The sequence below is a fragment of the Asanoa hainanensis genome, assembly GCF_900188485.1.
Taxonomy (GTDB): Bacteria; Actinomycetota; Actinomycetes; order Mycobacteriales; family Micromonosporaceae; genus Asanoa; species Asanoa hainanensis.
Genome location: NZ_FZPH01000006.1, coordinates 22,618 through 44,949, shown reverse-complemented (window position 1 = coordinate 44,949; position 22,332 = coordinate 22,618). Strand labels below are relative to the sequence as shown.

Here is a 22,332-nt window from a genome sequence, read left to right as displayed (position 1 = left end):
TTACGGATCAGGCCGTGGGTGCCAGGAGGTAGTAGCCCGCTTGGTCGACGACAACGTGGACAGTGCCCGCGCTGCTGTTGTAGAGCAAGAAGCCGCCGATCTCCGCATTGACGGTGATCAGGTTGGCGATCGTCTCGCCCTTGTTGAAGTTGATGACGGAGGCGGCCGGGCGGGGGGCCCCGTCGTTCGGGTAGACGGTCAGGTAGCCCGCCGACTGCGCCCCGGTGACCGTCAAGTTGGCGACCAGGGCGGACGTCCGGCACCCGAATGTCGGGCAAGCTCCCCGGTCCACCTGGACGTCGATCGTCTGGCCCGGTCCGACGGCCGTCGAGCCAGGCTGACGGGTGTCCAGAATCCGCTTCGGCTCGACCGGCAGGTAGGTGTCGGTGATGCCGGGCGCGAAGTAGCCGCTGAGGTCCGCGAGGACGTGCACGGTGCCGCTGCCGCCGTACGCGAAGGCGATCTTGCGGTCCACGACGGGTGCGATGACCATGTTGTTGGCCGTCTGACCAGCGACGAAGTTGAGGTTCGACGTCGCTGGGACCGCGCCGCCGGGCGGGAACGCTGTCAGATGGCCGCCTGTAGTGGGCTTGGTGACGGCGACGTTGAGGACGACCGCGGTGGTGCCGACTGGGACCCGCGAGGACAGGTCGACGGTGACGCGCCCGTTGGCGCCGACGGGAGTGGTGCCCGGGACGCCGACTCTGGATCGGGTGTCGAGCACCCGGACCGGGCCGAAGCTGGTCAGACCGAAGCCGGCGGCGGCGTAATAGCCGGCGAGGTCGGCGAGCACGTGTACGGTGCCCGCGCTGCCGTTCTTGATTTTCACCCGGCCGTTGGCCACCGGCACGGTGACCAGGTTCGGGACGGTCTGGTTCGCCACGAAGTTGATGTTCGACGTGACCGGCTCGGCGGTGGGGTAGACCTTCAGGTAGCCGTTCGAGGTCGGGTTGGTCACGGTCACGTTCAGCACCACCGCGCTGCTGGTCGCCGCCGGCGCGGGCAACGGCAGCTCGATCTCCTCGTGCGGGGCGAGCGCGGTGGTGCGGGGCACGCCGACCCCGGCCTTGGTGTTCAGCACCCGCTGCGGGGTGACCGCGTTGAACGATGCGCCGAGGAACGTGCAGGTATCCAGGGCCCCGGGAGACGAGAACTCTCGGAAACCGGTCACGGTGCGCCTGACCTGGACGCAGGCACGGCCAGGGCGGTCGAAGGTGAGCCGTGCGGGGCCCGTGCGGTCGACGATCGTCGGCCGGCCCTCGACCGAGAAGGCGAGGTATCCGAGCGGTTGACCGTCCGGGGTCCAGGGGTTCGAGGACTCGACTGTTGTGACTGTCTCTAGCGGGTTGTCGCTGTACGCCCGACCCGTCACGAACCCCATCGCCGGGGGGTGAACGAGCTCGATCGCACCGCGATCGACGAATCCACCGCCGCTGTTCGGCATGTCGGGCTTGTCAGCGCGGCCGTTGAGGCGCAGGTCGGTGGCCGGCAGACCCGGCGCGTCGGTCCAGGCCGAGTCGATCGCGGGCGAGTCCCATTCGAGGTCCCACCCAGCGCCCGTCGTGAACCCGCTGAGATACAGCCTGGCGTCGGCGCCGATATCGTGAGCGCCCTGTCCGGTGGCCGAGTGGAACGCGGCCGGGGTGGGATAGGCGGTGCCACGCCACGAGTACGCAGGGGCGCCCGGCACCGGGTCGATCACGTTGTAGTCGATGAGGCTGTCCGGCGTCGCCGCACTGTCGACGGTCACCGCCGGCACGGTCGCCGGATCTGGGACCGCCGGGCCGGAACAGTACTCGTTACCGGCCGGCCGCGTACGCACGATCGTGTTGTAGAGGCGAAAGCCGCTCGACGCACCGGTGACGGCGATACCGACGTTGCAGTCGGTGACGATCGTGTTGTTGGTCGCGGTGGTCCGCGGCGCGTCGGCAATCGTGACGAGCGCGGCGGGTCGCTGGGTCCACAGGGTCGCGATCAGGCTGTTGCCGACCAGCATGGTGTCGGTGACACCGGCGCCGATCGTCATGAACGAGGTCCGTGTCACCGAAGCGGCGTTGCCGCTGATCGTCACCCGTCGCGAGTCGCCCCGCAGGTCGACGGCGTTGACGTTGACCGACCGGATCCAGCCGCCGGTGACCGTGACGTCGGCGGAGTTGTCGATGACCAGGGCGGGGTTGTTGGCTCCGGAGATGTCGATCCGGTCGAGCACGATGTCGTGCGCATCGCTCAGGACGAAGGACGGATTGCCGTTCGCGGTGGCCACGGTGGTGCGCTGGCCCGGCCCGAAGTATCCCTTGATGGTGATCGGCCTGCCTGGCTCGCCGGACGGCGGGGAAACCGACTCCTGATAGACGCCTGGACCGACGACGATGGTCTGGCCCGGCTCGGCCTCGGTGGCGGCCGCGGAGATCGAGCAGAAAGGCTTCTGCTCCGTGCCGTCGGCGCCGTCCTGGCAGCCCTTGGATACGAAGATCGTGTCAGGTGGCGCGGTCGCGGCGGCGCTCCCGGCTGGAAGGCCGGCTGCCATCAACACGCCCACTGCCAACAGCGTCGCGCTGCGAGCCACTCGCATCTCGCTCTCCCCGTATCGAGTGATCTTGGGTGAGGTTAGCGGGTCGGTCGACCGGTTCCCATTGGCTCATCGGGTGAGGTGAGCCCTACCGCGGACCGGGAGGTGTGCGGGATGTCGGGAGCGGTGGTGTTTTCGGGACGCTCTATGGCATGCGAACCATACGTGCGGCCTTTGTGATGTGGCTCATCGCCGTAGGCGCCGGAGCCTTCGAGACGATCCTGGTCGTCCTCAGTGGACGGGCGGGTGACGGCGCGGTCGTCGGCGTGACCGTCCGGCTCGCCGTGTTCGTCGCGGCGGTGCTGGTAGCGGTGCGGATGCGGGCGGGCCGGAACTGGGCGCGCTGGGTCCTGGCGATCGGCCTGGGCGTCCTGGGCACGTTGTCGTTGGTGGTCGATCCCATCCTGTGGTTGGCCGACGGCAACTCGCTCAGCCAGGCGGTCACGGACCTGGACGCCGTCGACGTGTCGTTCGCGGTCAGCCGTGTCGTGCACGTCGCGGCGGTGCTCACCGCTTGTGTGCTCATGTTCCTGCCGACGTCCAACGCCTATATGGCGAAGCGGGCCCGGTGACGACACCGGGCCCGCTTCGACAACGGCCAGGATCAGGCAGGCGGCGCGATGTAGAAACCGGCCTGGTCCACGACGACGTGCACGGTGCCCGCGCTGCTGTTGAAGACCGTGAACGAGTTGCTGTGCAGGCCCACCGTGACGAGGTTCGCGATGGTCTGGTTCTTGCCGAAGTTGATGACGGACGCGGTCGGCCGCGGCTGGCCCGACGGGTAGACCGTCAGGTACCCCGCCGACTGGGCTCCGGTGACGGTCAGGTTGGCCACGAGCGCGGTGGCGCCGCACTCACGGTCCTGGCAGTCGTCGGGCACCGCGACCTCGATGGTCTGGCCCGGCCCGATTCCGGTCGAGTTCGTGCGGGTGTCCTTGATCCGCCGGGGCGAGACCGGCACGTACGTGTCGGCGACGCCGGGCGCGAAGTAGCCGTTGAGCTCGGCCAGGACGTGCACGCTGCCGCTGCCGCCGTACGCGAACGAGATCTTCCGGTCGACGACCGGCGCGATGACCATGTTGTTGGCCGTCTGCCCGGCGACGAAGTTGAGGTTCGACGTGCCGGGAACCGCGCCGCCCGGCGGGAAGGCGGTCAGGTGGCCGCCGACGGTCGGGTTGGTGACCGCGACGTTGAGCGCGACCGCGGTGGTGCCGGCCGGGACCTTGGCCGACAGGTCGACCGTCACCCGCCCGTTGGCGCCGAGCGGGGTGGTGCCCGGGACCCCGATCGCGTTGCGGGTGTCGAGCACCCGCGCCGGCGTGCCGGAGGTCAGACCGAGGCCGGTGTTGGCGTAGTAGCCCGCCAGGTCGGCGAGCACGTGCACCGTGCCGGCGCTGCCGTTGACGATCTTCACCCGGCCGTTGACCACCGGAACGGTGACCAGGTTAGGGATCGTCTGGTTCGCCGCGAAGTTGATGTTCGAGGCGACCGGCTCGTTCTCGTTGGACGGGTAGACCTTGAGGTAGCCGTTGACGGTCGGGTTGGTCACCGTCACGTTGAGCACGACCGCGCTGCTCTGGGCCGCCGGGCCGGGCAGCGCGAGCTCGATCGTCTCGTGCGGCGCCAGCGGCGTCCTGCGGGTGGTGCCGACCGCCGCCTTGGTGTTGAGCACCCGCTCCGGTGTGACCGCGGTGAACGCGCCACCCACCAGCACGCACGGCGACTCGCTGTGCAGGGAGTACTCGCTGCGGAAGTTGTTCATACTCGCCCGCACGCCGACGCAGGCCGGTCCCGCCCGGTCGAAGGTGATCCGGGCCGTGCCGGTGCGGTTGACGATCGTCTTGCGGCCGGGAACCTCGAACGCGAACGATCCGATCGGCCCGTCCAGCGCCCAACTGCTCCGGGTGGTGACCGTCGTGTTCGTCTCGAACGCGCCGCCGCCGCGCACGCGGTACAGGTTGGTCGTGTAGGTCGGCGTCGGCACCAGTTCGACGGCGCCGCGGTCGACGAACCCGCCGCCGCTGTTGGGCGTCTCGAGCTTGTCCGCGTGCGGGTTGGCGCGCAGGTCGGTGGCGGGTCGGCCTGGTGCGTCGACCCAAGCCGAGTCGATCGCCGGCGAGTTCGAGTCCAGGGTCCACCCGGAGTCACCGGCGTCGAGGTTGTTCGCCAATCGCGCGTCCGCACCGATGTCGTGTGCGCCCTGCCCGCTGGCTGCGGTGAACTCGGCTGGGGTTGCGTAGGCCGTGCCGCCCCAGGAGTAGGACGGTGCACCCAGCACTGGGTTCACCACGTTGTAGTCGAGGTGGCTGTCGGCGATGGCGGCGCCGTCGACGGAGACGGCCGGAAATTTCGAGGGTTCCGGGAGCGGAAGGTGGAAACAGGGCTGGGTTCCGGGCTCCCCAGTCCGCACGATCGAGTTGAAGAGGCCGAAGCCCGCTGACTCGCCGGAGACCCGGACACCCGCGAAGCATTCGGTGACGATCGTGTTGTTCGTGATCGTGGTCCGAGGAGCGTTGGACAGCGCGATCGCCGCTTTGTCTGAACCGGTGTTGGCGCCGTACACGTGCACGCTGTTGCCCACCAGCAGGGTGTCACTGCTCCCCGCGCCGACCGCGACGAACGACCCCGTCACAGCCGCGCCCGTAGTGTCGCTGACGGTCACCCGGCGGGAGTCGCCCTTGATGTCGATGCCGGTCGACAGGACGGTGTAGACCCAGCCGTTGGTGACCGTGATGTCGGTCGAGCTCTCGACCGAGATGGCCGGGGTACGCAGCGCGGTGACGTCGATCCCGTCGATCACGACGTCGTGCACACCGGAGAGGACGAACGGGATCTTCTCCTGGTCATTGGTCACCTTCGTGCTGCCGCCGGGACCTCGGTATCCCTTGACCGTGACCGGTTTGCCCGGCTCTCCGGACGGCAGGACGATCGAGACCTGCTCGTCGTAGACGCCTGCGGCGACCACGATGGTCTGACCAGGTTGGACGACTCCGGCTGCGGCCGAGATCGTGCAGAACGGTGCCTGTTCGGAGCCGTCACCGCCGCTGCCACAGGCGGTCGAGACGTAGATGTTGGCTGGTGGTTCGGCTGCCGCCGCGGTGCCGGCCGGAAGACCGGCAGCTACGAGCAGGCTGACAGCGAGCAGCGTTGTGCCACGCATTCGCATTGAGCTTCCCCCGCTTTCTTGCGATTGGGGGGATGATCTTAGTTAGTTGATCTACGAGTTCGCATTGGCCGATTGGCGGATGCCCGTGCTCGCCCGGGACACCAGCACCGGCGTCACCCGCGGATAAACCGGCGTCTCGACGGGGGAGTCGAGCAGGTCGAGGAGCATCGCCAGGCAGCGCCGGCCGACCTCGTCGAAGTCCTGGCGGATCGTCGTGAGCGGCGGCGACATGAACTCCGCCTCCGGGATGTCGTCGAAGCCGACCACGCTCACGTTGTCGGGCACGCGGACGCCACGCTCGTGGAAGGCCCGCAGCAATCCGAGGGCCTGCTGGTCGTTGGCGCAGAACACCGCCGTGACCCGTGGGTCGCCGGCCAGCCGCAAGCCGGCCTGGTAGCCGGAGGCAGCGCTCCAGTCACCGTCGATGACCGGTGGCACGGACCGACCGGCGGCCTCCAGTGTGGACCGCCAGGCGCTCTCGCGATCTCTGGCCTCCAGCCAGTTCTGCGGACCGCGTACGTGCCAGACCGTCTCGTGGCCCTGCTCCAGCAGGTGGCGCACGGCGAGCTCGGCGCCGGCGATCTGGTCGACCGAGATGGCCGGCAACCCACCGCTGGCGCCCGCCTCGACCACCACCGCCGGGATCCCCATCGGCAGGCTGCGCAGAGCGGCCGCGGTGTTGGTGAACGGCGCGATGATGACGACGCCCGCGACCGACTGCTCGGCCAGCGCGCTGAGCGCGTCGCTGACGCCGTCGTGGTCGAGCTGCTCGAGCGTCACGATGCTGACGCCGTAGCCGGCGGCGCGGGCGGCGCGCTCGACGCCGAGCAGGGTGGCAGCTGGTCCATAGAGGATGGTGTCGAAGCTGACCACGCCGAGCACCCGGGACCGCCGGCCGGCCAGCCCGCGGGCCAACGCGTTGGGGCGGTAGTTGAGCTGGCGCACGGCGGTCAGCACGCGTTCGCGCGTCTCGTCGCGGACGCTCGGGTGTCCATTGAGCACGCGCGAGACGGTCTGGTGTGAGACGCCGGCCAGTCGCGCGACGTCGATCATCACCGCCGGTCGTGGCGGAGACGGCTGATCCATGGCAACTCCTCGGCCGACACTCTACCCGCCTTGTCGATCATAGCCGCGCTGTGAACGTTAACAATCGTTCTTTCGGAGCTATTGACGTCGATTATGAGAACGCTAACATTCTCGCAACACGCGAGCCATCGATGTACGTGAGGAGGAAGCCGTGCTCAGGAAAATGTCCGCGGTGGTGCTCGGTGGCGTGCTCGTCGCCGCCACACTGGCCGCCTGCGGTGGCGAGGGTTCCCGCAATAGCGGCGGCGGCGCGGCCGCCGGCAAGGACGACGGCAAGATCGTTATGGGGTTCTCCCAGGTCGGCGCCGAAAGTGGATGGCGGACGGCCAACACCAAGTCGGTCCAGGATTCCGCGAGGGAAGCCGGGATCGAGCTCAAGTTCTCCGACGCACAGCAGAAGCAGGAAAACCAGATCAAGGCGATCCGGACCTTCATCTCGCAGAAGGTCGACATCATCGCCTTCTCGCCGGTGGTCGAATCCGGCTGGGACACCGTCCTCAAAGAGGCCAAGGACGCCGGCATCCCGGTGATCCTGACCGACCGCGCGGTCGACTCGCCCGACAAGACGCTCTACAAGACGTTCATCGGCTCCGACTTCGTCGTCGAGGGCACCAAGGCCGGCGAGTGGGTCAAGAAGGAGTTCGCCAGCGCCGCCGGCCCGGTCAACATGGTGGAGCTCCAGGGCAACACCGGTGCGGCTCCGGCGATCGACCGCAAGGAGGGCTTCGCGTCGGTGCTCGGCTCCGACCCGAAGTTCAAGATGCTCGCCTCCCAGCCCGGCGACTTCACCCGGGTCAAGGGCAAGGAGGTCATGGAGGCGTTCCTGCGCGCCAACAAGGACATCGACCTGCTCTACGCGCACAACGACGACATGGGTCTCGGCGCGATCGAGGCGATCGAGGCGGCCGGCAAGAAGCCAGGTGTCGACATCAAGATCGTGACTGTCGACGCGGTCAAGGACGGCATGCAGGCGCTGGCCGACGGGAAAATCAACTTCATCGTTGAGTGCAGCCCGCTGCTTGGCCCACAGTTGATGGAGCTGGCGAAAAAGGTGGTCGCCGGAGAGACGGTGCCCGAGCGGGTGCTGACCGAGGAGACCACGTTCACCCAGGAGCAGGCGAAGGCTGCCCTGCCCGACCGCAAGTACTGAGTGTCGACTGCGGCCCCGGTTCGCGCCGGGGCCGCCCTTCCCGCCACAGGAGAGGCACCATGAGCGAGCCATTGCTCGTCATGCGCGGCATCGGCAAGCGGTTCCCGGGCGTCGTCGCGCTCGACGGCGTCGACCTGCGGCTGTACCCGGGCGAGGTGCACGCCCTGATGGGCGAGAACGGCGCGGGCAAGTCGACCCTGATCAAGGTGCTGACCGGCGCGTACCACCACGACCAGGGCGAGATCACCCTCGGCGGCGAGTCGGTCGCCTTCGCCGGGCCGCACCAGGCGCAGCAGGCCGGCATCAGCACCGTCTACCAGGAGATCAACCTCTGTCCGAACCTGAGCGTCGCGGAGAACGTGCTCATCGGGCGCGCGCCGACGCGGTTCGGGCGCATCCGGTGGTCGGCCGTGCGGCGCCGAGCCGAGGAGCTGCTCGACCGGCTGCATCTGAAGATCGACGTCGGCTCCGACCTCGGCACGCACTCGATCGCCGTACAACAGATGGTCGCCATCGCCCGTGCCCTTGACGTCGACGCGAAGGTGCTGGTGCTCGACGAGCCCACGTCGAGCCTCGACGCCTCCGAGGTCGACCAGCTCTTCGGCGTCATGCGCGGGCTCAAGGAGGAGGGCATCGCGATCCTGTTCGTGACCCACTTCCTCGACCAGGTCTACGAGATCGCCGACCGGATGACGGTGCTGCGCAACGGCCGCCGGGTGGGCGAATACCGCACCGCCGACCTGAGTCAGCTCGACCTGGTCGGGGCGATGATCGGCAAGGAGCTCGCCGCGCTCGAAGACATCGAGGAGGCGCCGCGGCGCGAGGTGGCGGCGCTGGAGCGGGGCACACCGGTGGTCAGCGCCGACGGGCTCGGCCGCAACGGGGCGATCGCGCCGTTCTCGCTGGCCATCCACAAAGGAGAGGTCGTCGGCCTGGCCGGCCTGCTCGGCTCCGGTCGCACCGAGGTCGCCCGGCTGCTGTTCGGCGCCGACCACGCGGACCAGGGCAAGATCGCGGTCGACGGCGAGCCGGTCGCGCTCCGCGGGCCGCAGTCGGCGATGCGGCAGAAGATCGCCTACTGCCCGGAGAACCGACGCACCGACGGGCTGGTCGAAGAGCTGACGGTGCGCGAGAACATCATCCTGGCACTGCAGGCCGACCGCGGCTGGGCGCGCCCGGTCCCCCGCACCAGGCAGGACGAGCTGGTCGCCCGCTACGTCAAGGCGCTCGACATCCGTCCGGCCGACCCGGAGATCCCCGTGCGCAATCTCAGCGGCGGCAACCAGCAGAAGGTGCTGCTGGCCCGCTGGCTGATCACCGAGCCGAAGCTGATGATCCTCGACGAGCCCACCCGCGGCATCGACGTCGGCGCCAAGGCCGAGATCCAGAAGCTCGTGGTCGAGCTGTCCGACGGCGGCATGGCGGTGCTGTTCATCTCCGCCGAGCTCGAAGAGGTGCTGCGGCTCAGCCACAAGGTCGCCGTGTTGCGCGACCGCAAGCTGGTCGCCGAGCTCGACAACACCGACGGCCTCGACACCGACCGGGTCATGGCGGCCATCGCGAGTGGAGGCGTGGCATGAACGTCGTGCGGCACCGACTGTTCTGGCCGGTCGCGATGCTGGTCGCGCTGCTGCTCAGCAACCTGTTCTTCACGCCGGACTTCTTCTCGATCGAGGTCCGCGACGGTCACCTGTTCGGCAGCCTGATCGACATCCTTCGGCAGGGCGCGCCGTTGATGCTGGTCGCGCTCGGCATGACGCTGGTCATCGCGACGAGCGGGATTGACCTGTCGGTCGGCGCCGTCGTGGCGATCTCGGGTGCGATGGCGTGCCAGCAGATTGCCGGCCTCGACGACCAGGGCGCGGTCGGCGGCGTCCTGGTCGCCGTGGCGCTGGCACTGGCGCTCAGCGCCGGGCTCGGTGCGTGGAACGGCTTCCTGGTCTCCGTGGTCGGCATCCAGCCGATCATCGCGACGCTGATCCTGATGGTCGCCGGCCGAGGCGTCGCGCAGGTGATCACCGACGGCCAGATCGTCAACGTCAACTCTCCGCCGTACAAGACGATCGCCGCGGGCTTCCTGTTCGGCATCCCGGTGCCAGTGATCATTGCCGCTGGTGTGGTCGCGCTGGTCGCGGTGGTCATCCGGCGCAGCGCGTTCGGGATGCTGCTCGAGTCGGTCGGCGGCAACGCCGGCGCCAGCCGACTGGCGGGCATCAGGTCCCGGCGGCTGATCATCATCGCGTACGTCGTCTGCGCGGTCTGTGCCGGCGTAGCCGGTCTGATGGTCAGCTCGACGGTGTCCAGCGCCGACGGAAACAACAACGGCCTGCTGATCGAGCTCGACGCGATCCTCGCCGTGGTGATCGGCGGCACCTCGCTGCTCGGCGGCCGCTTCTCCATCGCGGGCACGGTGATCGGCGCCCTGCTGATCAAGACCCTCGACACGACGGTCTACACGATCGGCATCCCGCCCGAAGTGGCCCTGCTCTTCAAGGCGGTGGTCGTGGTGATCCTCTGCCTCGTGCAGTCGCCCGCCTTCCGCGCCAAGTTTGCCCGGCGCCAGCCCGCGGAGGTGACGGCATGATCGATTTGAAGACTCGGCCGCCGCTTAACGTGGCCGACCGCGTACGGGCGATTCCGGTCAGACAGAAATACCTGCCCGTCACCGCCACCGCGGTCCTGCTGGCTCTCATGTACGGCCTCGGGGTGATCAACTACCCGGGGTTCTCCGACACCCAGATCGTGCTCAACGTCTTCGTCGACAACGCGTTCCTGCTCGTGGTCGCGGTCGGCATGACGTTCGTGATCCTGACCGGCGGCATCGACCTGTCGGTGGGCTCGGTTGTCGCGCTGACGACGATGATCGTCGCGTTGCTGCTGGAGAACGGCTGGCCGGCCGCCGTCGTGCTGCCGGTCGCGCTGCTGATGGGCGCGACGATCGGGTTCCTGATGGGCCTGATGATCCATTACTTCGACGTGCAGCCGTTCATCGCGACGCTCGCCGGGATGTTCCTGGCCCGCGGGCTCTGCTACGTGATCAGCACCGACTCGATCTCCATCGACAACCCGTTCTGGGTATCGGTCGCGAACGCCCAACTCTGGTTCGGCGGCTTCTTCATCACGATCAGCGTGCTGATCGCCCTCGTGGTCGTGCTGGTCGCCGCGTACGTGCTGGCCTACACGACCTTCGGCCGGGACGTCTACGCGGTGGGCGGCAACCCGCAGTCCGCGATGCTGATGGGCCTGCGCGTCGGCCGCACCCGCATCGCCGTCTACACGATCAGCGGGCTGTGCTCGGCGCTCGGCGGCGTGGTGCTCAGCTTCTACATGCTCTCCGGGTACGGGCTGCACGCCTCGGGCATGGAGCTCGACGCCATCGCCGCGGTGGTGATCGGCGGCACGCTGCTCACCGGCGGCTCCGGCTACCTGTTCGGCACCGTGCTCGGCGTACTCGTGTTGGGCCTGATCCAGACCATCATCACGTTCCAGGGCGACCTCAGCTCCTGGTGGACCAAGATCTTCATCGGCATGTTCCTCTTCGTCTTCATCGTCCTCCAGCGCGCCGTCACCCGGCGCCGTCGATAGGGGGTGGCCGTGCCTTACGTGGTCGGCGTCGACTTCGGGACGCTCTCCGGGCGGGCAGTGGTGGTGCGGGTGGCCGACGGTGCCGAGGTCGGCTCCGCCGTCCACGAGTACGCGCACGGCGCCGTCGAACAGACCCTGCCCGGCGGTCGCCGGTTGCCTCCGTCGTGGGCGCTGCAGGTGCCACAGGACTGGCGCGACGTGCTGCGCGAGGCGGTGCGCAAGGCGCTCGCCGTGGCCGGTGTCGAGCCGGCCGAGGTGGTCGGCATCGGCACCGACTTCACCGCCTGCACCGTGCTGCCGACGCTGGCCGACGGCACGCCGCTGTGCGAGGTCGACGGCCTGGCCGACCGGCCCCACGCGTACCCGAAGCTCTGGAAACACCATGCCGCACAGGGCCAGGCCGACCGGATCAACGCGCTCGCCGCCGACCGTAATGAGCCGTGGCTGCCGCGCTACGGGGGGCGGATCTCGGCGGAGTGGCAGTTCGCCAAGGGCCTCCAGCTGCTCGACGAGGATCCGGAGCTCTACGACCGCGCCGAGCGCTGGATCGAGGCGGCCGACTGGATCGTCTGGGAGCTGTGCGGCGTCGAGACCCGCAACGTCTGCACGGCCGGCTACAAGGGCATCCACCAGGACGGCGCCTACCCGTCGCCGGAATACCTCGCGCTGCTCGACCCGCGCTTCGCCGGCTTCGTCGACAAGCTGCGCCACCCACTGTCCGCATTGGGCGATCGGGCCGGGTCGCTCACCGCGCGGGCGGCGGAGCTGACCGGGCTGCCCGAGGGGATCGCGGTCGCGGTCGGCAACGTCGACGCGCACGTCACCGCTCCGGCCGCCCGGGCTGTCGAACCCGGCCAACTGGTGGCCATCATGGGCACCTCGACGTGCCACGTGCTGTCCGGTGAGCGGCTGGCCGCGGTGCCGGGGATGTGCGGCGTGGTCGCTGACGGCATCGTGCGCGGGCTGTGGGGCTACGAAGCAGGCCAGAGCGGCGTCGGCGACATTTTTGCCTGGTTCGCTGCGAACTGCGTACCACCGTCCTATGTGTCCGCCGCTGCCGCCGCCGGTGTCGACCTGCACGACCACCTCAGCGCGCTGGCCGCCGCCCAGCCGGTCGGTGCGCACGGGCTGGTCGCGCTCGACTGGCACAGCGGCAACCGCTCGGTGCTGGTCGACCACGCGCTGTCCGGAGTGATCCTGGGGCAGACGTTGGCCACCCGCCCCGAGGAGCAGTACCGGGCGTTGGTCGAGGCGACCGCGTTCGGCACCCGGATGATCGTCGAGACGTTCTCGGCGGCCGGGGTGCCGGTCACCGAGGTCGTCGCGGCGGGTGGCCTGATCAAGAACGCCTTCCTCATGCAGGTGTACGCCGACGTCCTGCGCCGGCCCATCGCGGTGATCGGCTCGGCGCAGGGTCCGGCGCTCGGCTCGGCCATCCACGCGGCCGTGGCCGCCGGGCACTATCCCGACGTCCGGGCGGCCGCCGCGGTGATGGGCAGCCGGGGGCCCGAGGTCTACCGCCCCTCGCCTGAGCGTGCCGACGCGTACGACCCGATCTACGCCGACTACCGCGAGCTTCACGACCACTTCGGCCGGGGTGCGTCCCGAGTGCTGCACCGCCTGCACGCCCGCCGCTTTGCCGCCTGACCGCCGCACCGCTCTCGATGGGGAGATCCGGATGAGCACACCGCGTTTGTGGTTTCTGACTGGCAGCCAGGAGCTCTACGGCGAGGACACGCTGCGCCAGGTGGCTGAACAGTCACAACGGATCGCCGCCGTGCTGGACGCGTCCGCCGCCGTGCCGGCCGCGGTGGAGTGGCAGCCGGTGCTCACCTCGGCCGAGGCCATCCTGCGGGCCTGCCGGGCTGCGGCCACCACCGAGGGCGTGGTCGGGGTGATCGCCTGGATGCACACGTTCTCGCCCGCCAAGATGTGGATCGCCGGGCTCGACGCGCTCGACGTGCCGCTGCTGCACCTGCACACTCAGTCCAATGTGGCGCTGCCGTGGGCCGACATCGACATGGACTTCATGAACCTCAACCAGGCGGCGCACGGCGACCGCGAGTTCGGCTATATGCAGACCCGGCTCGGCGTGCCTCGCAAGACCGTGGCCGGGCACGTCAGCGACCCTCGGGTGACCGCCCGGATCGGCACCTGGGCGCGCGCCGCGCTGGGACGGGCCGAGCTGCGTTCGCTGCGGCTGGCCCGGTTCGGCGACAACATGCGCAACGTGGCGGTCACCGAGGGCGACAAGGTCGAGGCCCAGGTCCGGTTCGGGGTATCCGTCAACACGTACGGGGTGACTGAGCTGGTCGACGCGGTCGCCGCCGCTGCGGAGTCCGATGTAGACAAATTGGTCGCGGAGTACGACTCGCTCTATCGCCTTGACCCGGCCTTGCATTCGGGTGGGGCGCGGCATGAGTCGCTTCGTTACGCCGGGCGGATCGAGCTGGGGCTACGGTCGTTCCTGGAGGCCGGCGGGTTCCGGGCGTTCACCACCAACTTCGAAGACCTGGGCGGGTTGCGGCAGTTGCCGGGCCTCGCGGTGCAGCGGCTGATGGCCGACGGCTACGGCTTCGGCGGCGAGGGCGACTGGAAGACCGCGGTGCTGGTGCGCACCCTCAAGGCGATGTCGGCCGGGCAGTCCGGCGGCACGTCGTTCATGGAGGACTACACGTACGACCTGACGCCCGGCCACGAGCGCACGCTGGGCGCGCACATGCTGGAGGTCTGCCCGTCGATCGCCGGCGAGACCCCGCGCGCCGAGATCCACCCGCTGTCGATCGGCGGCCGGGAAGACCCGGTCCGGCTGGTCTTCGACGCGGCACCCGGCCCGGCGGTGGTGGTCGGGCTCGCCGACCTCGGCGAGCGGTTCCGGCTGGTAGCCAACGAGGTCGACGTGGTGCCGGCCGACCACCCGCTGCCGAACCTGCCGGTGGCGCGGGCGATCTGGATCCCGCGTCCGGACCTGCTCACCTCGGCCGAGGCGTGGCTGACCGCGGGCGGGCCGCACCACACCGCCCTGTCACAGGCGGTCGGCTCGGCGGAGCTGCACGACCTGGCCGAGATGACGGGCACCGAGCTCGCCCTGATCGACGGCCAGACCACCGTGCGGCGATTCGTGCAAGAGCTGCGCTGGACGGCGGCGTACCACCGGCTCGCCCGCGGTTTGTAGGCCGCCTTCTCTCAGAGTTTCACCGGCATGAGGAGCGAGTAGGCGCGGTCGTCGGTCGGGCGGCGGATCGCGAGCGGGCGGATCGGGCCGTCGAGCTCAAGCAGGAGCTGGCCGTCGCCGCTCGCGTCCAGCGCCTGCAGCAGGAACTCGCGGTTGACGGCCACGCCGCCCTCGGATTCCTGCTCGCCGACGATGTCGATCCCGCCGCTGTTGCCGATGGCCAGGACGACGAGCTCGTGATCGTGGCGGAACACCCGCGGGGTGTCGGTTGCTGTAAGGGTCGCGCGCAGTGCGGTCGCGTCGACCGGTGCGGTGCGGGGGGTGCCGCCGGCGGAGCGTGCTTCGATGGCCCGGCGCCAGTCGGTGTAGTCGTACGCCAGCGGCTTGTCCTTGATCGCCCAACCGGCGCCGGACGCCTCGATCGTCTCGGTGCCCAGGTGCAGGGTGATCGGCTCTTCCTTCTCGTGCGCGCGGACCCGGTCGACCCAATCGAGCGGCGCGATCACCTTGATGGCTGGGCCGTCGACCACGGCGTCCTCCCGGTGGATCGCCATCCGGTAGCGGTCGGTGGCCACGAAGATCACGGCGACGGACTCGACCTCGACCAGGACGCCGGAGAGCATCGGCAGTTCGGGGTCCTGGCCTGCGGCGAAGCGGACGTCGCCGAGCGCGGCGATCAGGGCGGTGCGGGACAGGGTCACGGTGGTCATGGGTCGCTCCTGCGTGTCGAGTAGGGCGTGGACGCGGGAGAGCTCACGGCGGGCATCGTCGAGGCCGGCCTCGAGCCGGTGCAGGTGCTGGTCCAGCAACCGGTGCGCCGTCGGCGCGTCGGTGCCCAAGACCGCGGCGATCTCGGCGACCGGCATGCCGACCCGCCGCAACCCGGCGACGAGCCGGGCCTGGCGGATCTGCCGGTCGGTGTACCAGCGGTAGCCGTTCTCCGGGTCCACCAGCGCCGGCACGAGCACGCCCTCGCGGTCGTAGAACCGCAGCGCGCTCACGCTCAGCCCGCTGGCCCGGGCGGTCTCGCCGATGCTCCGCATGTCGCTCTCCACATCCCTCACCGTGGTGCCTCGACCAGGTCGAGGGTCAAGTTTCTTGTCGGAGGGCCCTGGTATCCATTTCCCCATGAGGTACGGGGTGATTCTGCCCGGCGGGCCGGCTGGCGAGCAGGTCGCACAGGCGGTCCTGGCCGAGCAGGCCGGTTGGGACGCGGTGTTCGTGTGGGAGGCGGCCTACGGCGTCGATGCGTGGTCGTTGCTCGCTGCGATGGCGATGGCGACCTCGCGGGTTCGCCTGGGCACGATGCTGACGCCGCTGCCGTGGCGCCGCCCGTGGACGGTGGCCAGCCAGGTGGCGACCCTAGACCAACTGTCCGCGGGGCGTTCGATCCTGACCGTGGGCCTGGGCGCTATAGAGACCGACCTGCCCGACACGGGGGAGGTGGTCGACCGGCGCGGCCGGGCCCTACGCCTCGACGAGGGCATCGACCTGATCAGGGCGCTCTGGTCGGGGTCGACCAGCTTCCACGGGGATTTCTACGACTTCTCCTGCGCGCGTTCTGATCTTTCTGAGGCGGTGCGGCCCGTTCAAGCACGAATCCCGATCTGGGTGGTGGCGCGCTGGCCGCGCCCCCGTTCTCTTCGCCGGGCCCTGCGCTGCGACGGGGTCGTGCCCGAGTTCGACGGCGAGGGGGGTCCTGACGGAGTGCGCGAGATGCGGGCCTGGCTTGCGCAGCAGGGCATGCCGGCCGGCTACGCCGTGATCGCCGAAGGGGAGACGCCGTCTTCGGACCGCGCCGCGGCGGCGGGCATCGTCGCGCCTTGGGTCGACGCGGGGGCGACTTGGTGGTTGGAGTCGCGCTGGGAAATGCCACACCACACTGCGGAACGAATGACCGAGATCCGCACCCGAATCGCCGCCGGCCCACCGGGAGGCGCGATGACAGCAAACCACTGATGCCCGGGACGTTCGCGAGGCCGCACGGCGGTCCGCACAGGGGCCCACAAGTCCGCGCGGCAATCCGCACGGGCGCGGGGTTTGCGCTGCGGTCCGCGTGGGGCTTGAGCGGGGTCGTGGGGCGGTCTGCGTGGATTGCGCCGCGATCCTTAGGGGCTACGTGACGATCCAACGAGCCCCCACGGGGCCGCCGCGCGGCGCAGCGTGAGCGCCACGTCCGGGAGAGCAGCAAGCAAGATGCGCCTGGGGTTCGAGCCGCGACGCGCATGCGGGCTGCGCCACCGCCGACGTGGTCAAGCGATGGGCTCTGGCTGCGGCCGAGTCGTGGGGTGCTCGCGGTGGTCAGGGGCGTGGGAGGCGGGCCTCGCGCGGGCGGCGGTCCGGGCGCAGGCCGCGCCAGGCTGGGTGGCGCAGTCGGCCGTCCGGGGTGACCGACCGGAAGACCACCTCGCCGACCACCTTGGGGCGCACCCAGCGCACCGCGCGCCGGTCCGCCGCCGGGATCTGCTGCGCCAGCGGTGAGCGGTCGGTTTCCAGCGGGCCGAGCAGGGCCAGCAGTTCGGCGAGCATGTCGTCGGTGAAACCGGTGCCGACTCCGCCGCAGTAGGTGAGTTCGTTTTGGTCGTTGTAGGCGCCCAGGGCCAGCGAACCGATCGTTCCCGCGCGCCGGCCGGCGCCGGGTTTCCAGCCGACGATCACCACCTCGGTGGTCTGGATGAAGGGGGTCTTGAGCCAGACCGGCGAACGCCGGCCCGGGTGGTAGATGCCGTCGACCCGCTTCGAGACCACACCCTCCAGGCCGCGTTCGCGCGCGGTCGCCATCACGGCGTCGGGGTCGCTGTCGAAGTAGGGCGCTACCAGCACCGGCTGCTCGTCGATGCCCAGGTCGTCGAGCACGGCGCGGCGCTCGTGCCACGGGCGAGACGTCAGTGGCTCGTCGAGGAAGAGGACGTCGAACACTCCGTACACGACCGGGGTGTCCGTGACCAGCTTCGGGCTCGGGCTGACCACGTGCATCCGGCGTTGCAGCGACGAGAAGGAGGAGACGCCACGCTTGTCGAAGGTGACGATTTCGCCGTCCAGGACCGCGCGGCGGCGGCCCAGCAGGTCGGCCACTACGCCGAGTTCCGGGTAGCTCGCCGTCACGTCCAGGTCGTTGCGCGACATCAGCCGGATGCCGCCTCGGCCGTCGGTGTAGGCGACGGTGCGGACGCCGTCCCACTTGAACTCGTACGCCCAGCCGGGGTTGGTCGGTATCTCGCCCGGGACCGCCAGCATCGGCTCGATCACCGCCGGCCAGCCCAGGCCCGGGGGCTTTCGGCGGGCGGCCGGGCTCATCGGTGCGCGTCCTGGAGCTCCGGCTTGGGCGGCAGCTCGCCCTCGATGTCGAGCCGGGGCAGGATGCGGTCGAGCCAGCGCGGGATCCACCATGCCCGGTCGCCGAGCAGCGCCAGGATCGCCGGCACGAGGATCATGCGGACAATGCTGGCGTCGAGCAGCACTGATACCGCCATGCCGACGGCCAGCATCTTGATCGTCGGGTCCGGGTCCGCGACGAAGCTGATGAACACCACGATCATGATCAGTGCGGCGGTGGTGATCACGCGGGCCGTGGCGCCGATTCCGAGTGCCACGCTGCGCCGGGTGTCGTGGGTGCGCACGTAGGCCTCGTGCACGCGGGACATCAGGAAGACCTCGTAGTCCATCGAGAGCCCGAAAACTACGGCGAACATGATCATCGGGACGTACGCGGGAATGGACAGCGACATGTCCACGCCGATCAGTGACGCACCCCAGCCCCATTGGAAGACGGCGACGATCACGCCGTACGCGGCTCCGACCGAGAGCAGGTTCATCAGCGCGGCCTGGATGCCGATCACCAGCGAGCGGAAGGCGGTGGTCAACAACAGCAGCGACAGCACCACGACGGCGAGGATCAGCCACGGCAGGCGCTCGACGGTGCGCGCGGTGAAGTCGTCGTAGCTGGCCGTCTGCCCCGTCAGGTAGCTGGTCGCCGGGATCGTGGGCAGCACGTCGTCGCGGAGGTGATGCACGAGGTCGTTCGTCGCCGAGTCACGCGGCCCGGTGGTCGGGATGACGTTGATGATCGCGGCGGTGACCTGCGGATTGACCAGCGGCGGTGTCACCGACGCGACGCCGGGCTGCTGTTCGAGGGTGAGCTGGGTGCTGGTGAGCAGCGTTGTCGGATCGGTGCCGGCCGGGAAGGTCAACACCACGGTCAACGGCCCGTTGGCGCCAGGACCGAAACCTTCGGCGATCAGGTCGTACGCCCGGCGGTCGGTGTCGCTGGTCGGGTCGGTGCCGGGGTCGAGCTGGCCGAAGTCGATCCAGATCAACGGAATCGTGATCACCAGCAGCACCGCCACGGCCGCCGCCGCCCACGGCCACGGGTGCTTGCTGACATAACGACCCCAGCGCGCGAAGGCACCATGCTCGTGCGCGGGGTGGGTGATCGGATCGGGCCGCGCTTCGCCCGCGGCCGGGGATCCGGGACCGGGCCGGGCGCCGAACCCTGACTCTTGTGCTTCGCCCCCGTGCCAATCGCCGGGTCCGGCCCCACCGCCACCCGTGCCGCCGGGTCCGGCGGCGGTGCCATAAGAGCCGCCGGGTCCGGCCTCGCCGCTACCGGTGCCGCCGGGTCCCGCCCCGGTGCCAAAAGTGTCCCCGGGTTCCCTGCCGGCTGGATAGCCGGATCCCTGACCCCGGTTGGTCGGCCCGGTCCCGTAGCCTGGGGCGCTGCCGTGTCCCGCCTCCAGGTCCGGTTCGTCGCCACCGGGTCGAGGGTGCGGCGGTGCCGGCGGGACCGCCACGCCCGGCGTACCACCCGCAGCCTTGCGATGGCGGCGCATCGCGCGAACGGTCCGCCCCGACAACCCGAGAAAAGCCGGAATCAACGTCAGCGCCGCCAGCATCGTCATCGCGACGCCGAGCGCCGCCGAGACTCCGAGCGCGCTGATGAACGGCAACCCGGCGATGAACAGCCCGAGCATCGCGATGATCACCGTGGTGCCGGCGACCAGGATCGCCATCCCGGAGTGATTGTTCGCGCTCCCGGCCGCGCCCACGTAGTCGTTGCCGGCGCCGAGGTCCTCTCGATGTCGGGCCACCTGGAACAACCCGTAGTCGATCGCGACACCCAGGCCCAACAACGTGGCCAGCGTCGGCCCGGTCGTCGGGAAGTTCCACAGGGCCGCCAACAGCCCGATGATGGACAGCGCGCCCAGCACCGAGAACACCGCCGCGACCAGCGGGATCAGCGCCGCCACGAAGGAGAAGAAGATCAGGAACAGCAGGACGAAGGCCACCACGATGCCGACGATCTCGGACGGGATGTCGTTCGTGCCCTTGTCGATCTGGCCCGAGGCGGCGCCGTAGTCGACGGTCAGGCCCGCCGCCCGGGCCGGTGCCACCGCCTGGTCGAGCTGCTGAAGGTACGAGTACCCGAGTGTGTCGGTCGAGATGTCGTAGTCGACGTTGCCGTACGCGATCGTGCCGTCAGCCGACACCGTCGGCGGTGACATGGCGAACGGGCTGACCGCGCTGACCACGTGCGGCAGCGCGGCGGTGTTGGCGAACGACTGGTCGATCGCGGCCTGCTGCGACGTCACCAAAGTGCCCGGCGGCGCCTGGAAGACCAACTGGCCGACGAACGTGCTCTGCCCCGGGAACTCGTCAGCGATCACCTGGGTGCCCTGCGCGGACTGGCTGCCCGGCACTGTGTAGTTGTTGACGTAGTCGCCGCCCCACCGCGCGTTCCCGAGGGCCAGCCCGACCACGAGCACCAGCCACGAGACGATGACGACCCAGTGGTGGCGGGCGCAGGTGCGGCCGAGCCGGGCCAGGAACGCGTGCATGCACAGCCCCTTCGGCTATCCAGGCCTTCCGGGCCGTCCGGGGATCGGGCATACAGCATAAAACGGTCAACTAGCCCGCAGGTCCTCCTCGCGGAACTCCGTCGCGGGCCGGCCGCCGGCCGCATAGGCCTCGTGGTCGCCGGTCCGGAGCTCGACCCGGCGGATCTTCCCCGAGAGCGTCTTGGGCAGCGGCGCGAACTCCAGCCGCCGCACCCGCTTGAACGGCGCCAGGTGCTCGCGACAGTGCGCGAAGATCGCCGCCGCCGTCGAGGCGTCCGGCGACCAGCCCGCGGCCAGCACCACGAACGCCTTCGGCACGGCCAACCGCAGCGGGTCCGGCGACGGCACCACGGCGGCCTCAGCGACCGCCGGGTGTTCGATCAGGACGCTCTCCAGCTCGAACGGCGAGATCCGGTAGTCCGAGGCCTTGAAGACGTCGTCCATCCGCCCGACGTACGTGATGTAGCCGTCCGCGTCCCGGGAACCGACGTCGCCCGTGTGGTAGTAGCCGCCCGCCATCGCCTCCGCGTTGCGCTCGGGATCACCGTGATAGCCCACCATCAACCCGAGCGGCCGGTCCGCCAGGTCCAGACAGATCTCGCCGTCGTCGCCCGGCTGGCCGGTCAGCGGGTCGACGAGCGCGACCGCGTACCCGGGAAGCGCTCGGCCCATCGACCCGGGCTTCACGGGTTGCCCCGGCGTGTTGGCGATCTGCACCGTCGTCTCGGTCTGCCCGAAGCCGTCGCGGATGGTCAGCCGCCACGCTCGGCGTACCTGCTCGATGATCTCGGGGTTGAGCGGTTCGCCGGCGGCCACCGCCTCCCGCGGCGGGTTGGTCAGCTTGCCCAGGTCGGCCTGCACCAGCATGCGCCAGACGGTCGGCGGTGCGCAGAACGTCGTGATCCCGCACCGATCCATCTGCGCCATCAACGCGCCGGCGTCGAACCGGCTGTAGTTGTAGAGGAAGACGCACGCCTGCGCGTTCCAGGGCGCGAAGATGTTGCTCCAGGCGTGCTTGGCCCAGCCCGGCGAGGAGATGTTGAGGTGCACGTCGCCGGGCCGCAAGCCGATCCAATACATGGTCGACAGATGACCCACCGGGTACGAGGCATGCGTGTGCTCCACCAGCTTCGGCAGCGCCGTGGTCCCGGAGGTGAAGTAGAGCAGCAGCGGATCCGCGGCGTTCGTCACGCCGTCCGGCTCGAACGCAGCGGATGAAGCAGAGCTCGCCGAGTAGTCGAGCCATCCCGACGGCGCGTCGCCGCCCACCGCGACCCGGGTGTACGAGCCCGCGACGTCCGACAGCTTGCCGGTCGACGCGCTGGTGGTGAGCACGTGCCGCGCCCCACCCCGGTCGAGCCGGTCGCGCAGGTCGGCCGGCCCCAGCAGCGGCGTAGCCGGGATGATCACCGCGCCGAGCTTGGCGCACGCGAGGATCGTCTCCCACAGCTCGACCTGGTTGCCCAGCATCACGATGACCTTGTCGCCGCGCTCGACGCCAGCCTCGGAACGCAGCCAGTTGGCCACCTGGTTGGACCGCCGGGCCAGCTCGCTGAATGATCGTTTGGCCTCCGAACCGTCCTCTTCGACGATCCACAGAGCGGGGTTGTCGTTGCCCTCGGCCATCGGGTCGAACCAGTCCAACGCCCAGTTGAAGGTGTCCAGGCGCGGCCACCGGAACTCCGCGAATGCCCGTTCGTAGTCGTCGGCGACCTCGAGGAGATAGTCCCGCGCCGCTTTGAAGGCTTCTCGGCTCACCGGCCCAGT

15 protein-coding genes are annotated in these 22,332 nt (G+C 69.7%); 8 read left to right on the top strand and 7 right to left on the bottom strand.

Annotation, left to right across the window (positions count from 1 at the left end):
• Positions 1-7: 7 nt before the first annotated feature.
• A complete protein-coding gene (locus tag CHC05_RS16405) occupies positions 8-2,572 on the bottom strand; it encodes a right-handed parallel beta-helix repeat-containing protein (protein WP_144022627.1) in 2,565 nt (854 codons plus the stop codon).
• 149 nt (positions 2,573-2,721) lie between these two features.
• Here CHC05_RS16405 and CHC05_RS16400 point away from each other — a divergent pair, with 149 nt between their 5' ends.
• Positions 2,722-3,141 (top strand): hypothetical protein, encoded by a 420-nt coding sequence (locus CHC05_RS16400; protein WP_144022626.1) that lies wholly within the window; start codon positions 2,722-2,724, stop codon positions 3,139-3,141.
• Between the two features lie 32 nt (positions 3,142-3,173).
• On the opposite strand, the gene CHC05_RS16395 is transcribed toward CHC05_RS16400, so the two are convergent.
• Both CHC05_RS16395 and CHC05_RS16390 read right to left on the bottom strand, forming a co-directional pair.
• The gene (locus CHC05_RS16395) at positions 3,174-5,729 is read right to left on the bottom strand and encodes a DUF1565 domain-containing protein (protein WP_179266217.1); all 2,556 of its coding nucleotides are present in this window, start codon (positions 5,727-5,729) and stop codon (positions 3,174-3,176) included.
• A 57-nt stretch (positions 5,730-5,786) separates the two neighbouring features.
• Positions 5,787-6,821 carry a LacI family DNA-binding transcriptional regulator gene (locus CHC05_RS16390; protein ID WP_089249657.1) on the bottom strand — a complete coding sequence of 345 codons (1,035 nt, stop codon included), beginning with the start codon at positions 6,819-6,821 and terminating at the stop codon, positions 5,787-5,789.
• Between the two features lie 163 nt (positions 6,822-6,984).
• Here CHC05_RS16390 and CHC05_RS16385 point away from each other — a divergent pair, with 163 nt between their 5' ends.
• From CHC05_RS16385 to araA, 6 genes are read left to right on the top strand one after another with little or no spacing between them, the layout of a single operon-like run.
• A complete protein-coding gene (locus CHC05_RS16385; protein WP_089249655.1) occupies positions 6,985-7,971 on the top strand; it encodes an ABC transporter substrate-binding protein in 987 nt (328 codons plus the stop codon).
• A gap of 59 nt (positions 7,972-8,030) precedes the next feature.
• A complete protein-coding gene (locus tag CHC05_RS16380) occupies positions 8,031-9,551 on the top strand; it encodes a sugar ABC transporter ATP-binding protein (RefSeq protein WP_089249653.1) in 1,521 nt (506 codons plus the stop codon).
• Positions 9,548-10,555 (top strand): ABC transporter permease, encoded by a 1,008-nt coding sequence (locus CHC05_RS16375; RefSeq protein WP_089249651.1) that lies wholly within the window; start codon positions 9,548-9,550, stop codon positions 10,553-10,555. Before CHC05_RS16380 ends, CHC05_RS16375 begins: the two co-directional genes overlap by 4 nt.
• Positions 10,552-11,556: a galactofuranose ABC transporter, permease protein YjfF gene (gene yjfF / locus CHC05_RS16370; RefSeq protein ID WP_089249649.1), complete on the top strand. Its 1,005-nt coding sequence runs from the start codon at positions 10,552-10,554 to the stop codon at positions 11,554-11,556. Before CHC05_RS16375 ends, yjfF begins: the two co-directional genes overlap by 4 nt.
• Before the next feature lie 3 nt (positions 11,557-11,559).
• A complete protein-coding gene (gene araB / locus CHC05_RS16365; RefSeq protein ID WP_089249646.1) occupies positions 11,560-13,203 on the top strand; it encodes a ribulokinase in 1,644 nt (547 codons plus the stop codon).
• Between the two features lie 31 nt (positions 13,204-13,234).
• Positions 13,235-14,731, top strand: coding sequence for an L-arabinose isomerase (gene araA / locus CHC05_RS16360; RefSeq protein ID WP_089249644.1), 1,497 nt, complete (start codon positions 13,235-13,237; stop codon positions 14,729-14,731).
• A gap of 11 nt (positions 14,732-14,742) precedes the next feature.
• Here araA and CHC05_RS16355 read toward each other — a convergent pair whose 3' ends face one another.
• A complete protein-coding gene (locus tag CHC05_RS16355) occupies positions 14,743-15,774 on the bottom strand; it encodes a DNA polymerase III subunit beta family protein (RefSeq protein WP_089250341.1) in 1,032 nt (343 codons plus the stop codon).
• Between the two features lie 85 nt (positions 15,775-15,859).
• Here CHC05_RS16355 and CHC05_RS16350 point away from each other — a divergent pair, with 85 nt between their 5' ends.
• Positions 15,860-16,690: an LLM class flavin-dependent oxidoreductase gene (locus CHC05_RS16350; RefSeq protein WP_089250339.1), complete on the top strand. Its 831-nt coding sequence runs from the start codon at positions 15,860-15,862 to the stop codon at positions 16,688-16,690.
• 342 nt (positions 16,691-17,032) lie between these two features.
• Here the strand turns inward: CHC05_RS16350 and ligD are convergent, their stop codons facing one another.
• The 3 genes from ligD to CHC05_RS16335 all read right to left on the bottom strand — a co-directional run bounded on the left by ligD (position 17,033) and on the right by CHC05_RS16335 (position 22,323).
• Complete coding sequence (ligD, locus tag CHC05_RS16345; RefSeq protein WP_218824569.1) at positions 17,033-18,028, bottom strand: non-homologous end-joining DNA ligase; 996 nt, start codon at positions 18,026-18,028, stop codon at positions 17,033-17,035.
• Complete coding sequence (locus CHC05_RS16340; protein WP_089249642.1) at positions 18,025-20,565, bottom strand: MMPL family transporter; 2,541 nt, start codon at positions 20,563-20,565, stop codon at positions 18,025-18,027. The genes ligD and CHC05_RS16340 overlap by 4 nt, the downstream gene beginning before the upstream one ends.
• Before the next feature lie 66 nt (positions 20,566-20,631).
• Complete coding sequence (locus tag CHC05_RS16335) at positions 20,632-22,323, bottom strand: AMP-binding protein (RefSeq protein ID WP_089249640.1); 1,692 nt, start codon at positions 22,321-22,323, stop codon at positions 20,632-20,634.
• Positions 22,324-22,332: the final 9 nt, after the last annotated feature.

What these genes read in the sequence shown, in the direction of transcription:
- CHC05_RS16340 (WP_089249642.1), bottom strand. Translation starts at nt 20,565, where the DNA reads ATGCACGCGTTCCTGGCCCGGCTCGGCCGCACCTGCGCCCGCCACCAC.
- ligD (WP_218824569.1), bottom strand. Translation starts at nt 18,028, where the DNA reads ATGAGCCCGGCCGCCCGCCGAAAGCCCCCGGGCCTGGGCTGGCCGGCG.
- CHC05_RS16375 (WP_089249651.1), top strand. Translation starts at nt 9,548, where the DNA reads ATGAACGTCGTGCGGCACCGACTGTTCTGGCCGGTCGCGATGCTGGTC.
- CHC05_RS16400 (WP_144022626.1), top strand. Translation starts at nt 2,722, where the DNA reads ATGCGAACCATACGTGCGGCCTTTGTGATGTGGCTCATCGCCGTAGGC.
- yjfF (WP_089249649.1), top strand. Translation starts at nt 10,552, where the DNA reads ATGATCGATTTGAAGACTCGGCCGCCGCTTAACGTGGCCGACCGCGTA.
- CHC05_RS16355 (WP_089250341.1), bottom strand. Translation starts at nt 15,774, where the DNA reads ATGCGGAGCATCGGCGAGACCGCCCGGGCCAGCGGGCTGAGCGTGAGC.
- CHC05_RS16405 (WP_144022627.1), bottom strand. Translation starts at nt 2,572, where the DNA reads ATGCGAGTGGCTCGCAGCGCGACGCTGTTGGCAGTGGGCGTGTTGATG.
- CHC05_RS16385 (WP_089249655.1), top strand. Translation starts at nt 6,985, where the DNA reads ATGTCCGCGGTGGTGCTCGGTGGCGTGCTCGTCGCCGCCACACTGGCC.
- CHC05_RS16390 (WP_089249657.1), bottom strand. Translation starts at nt 6,821, where the DNA reads ATGGATCAGCCGTCTCCGCCACGACCGGCGGTGATGATCGACGTCGCG.
- CHC05_RS16395 (WP_179266217.1), bottom strand. Translation starts at nt 5,729, where the DNA reads ATGCGTGGCACAACGCTGCTCGCTGTCAGCCTGCTCGTAGCTGCCGGT.
- CHC05_RS16350 (WP_089250339.1), top strand. Translation starts at nt 15,860, where the DNA reads ATGAGGTACGGGGTGATTCTGCCCGGCGGGCCGGCTGGCGAGCAGGTC.
- CHC05_RS16380 (WP_089249653.1), top strand. Translation starts at nt 8,031, where the DNA reads ATGAGCGAGCCATTGCTCGTCATGCGCGGCATCGGCAAGCGGTTCCCG.
- araA (WP_089249644.1), top strand. Translation starts at nt 13,235, where the DNA reads ATGAGCACACCGCGTTTGTGGTTTCTGACTGGCAGCCAGGAGCTCTAC.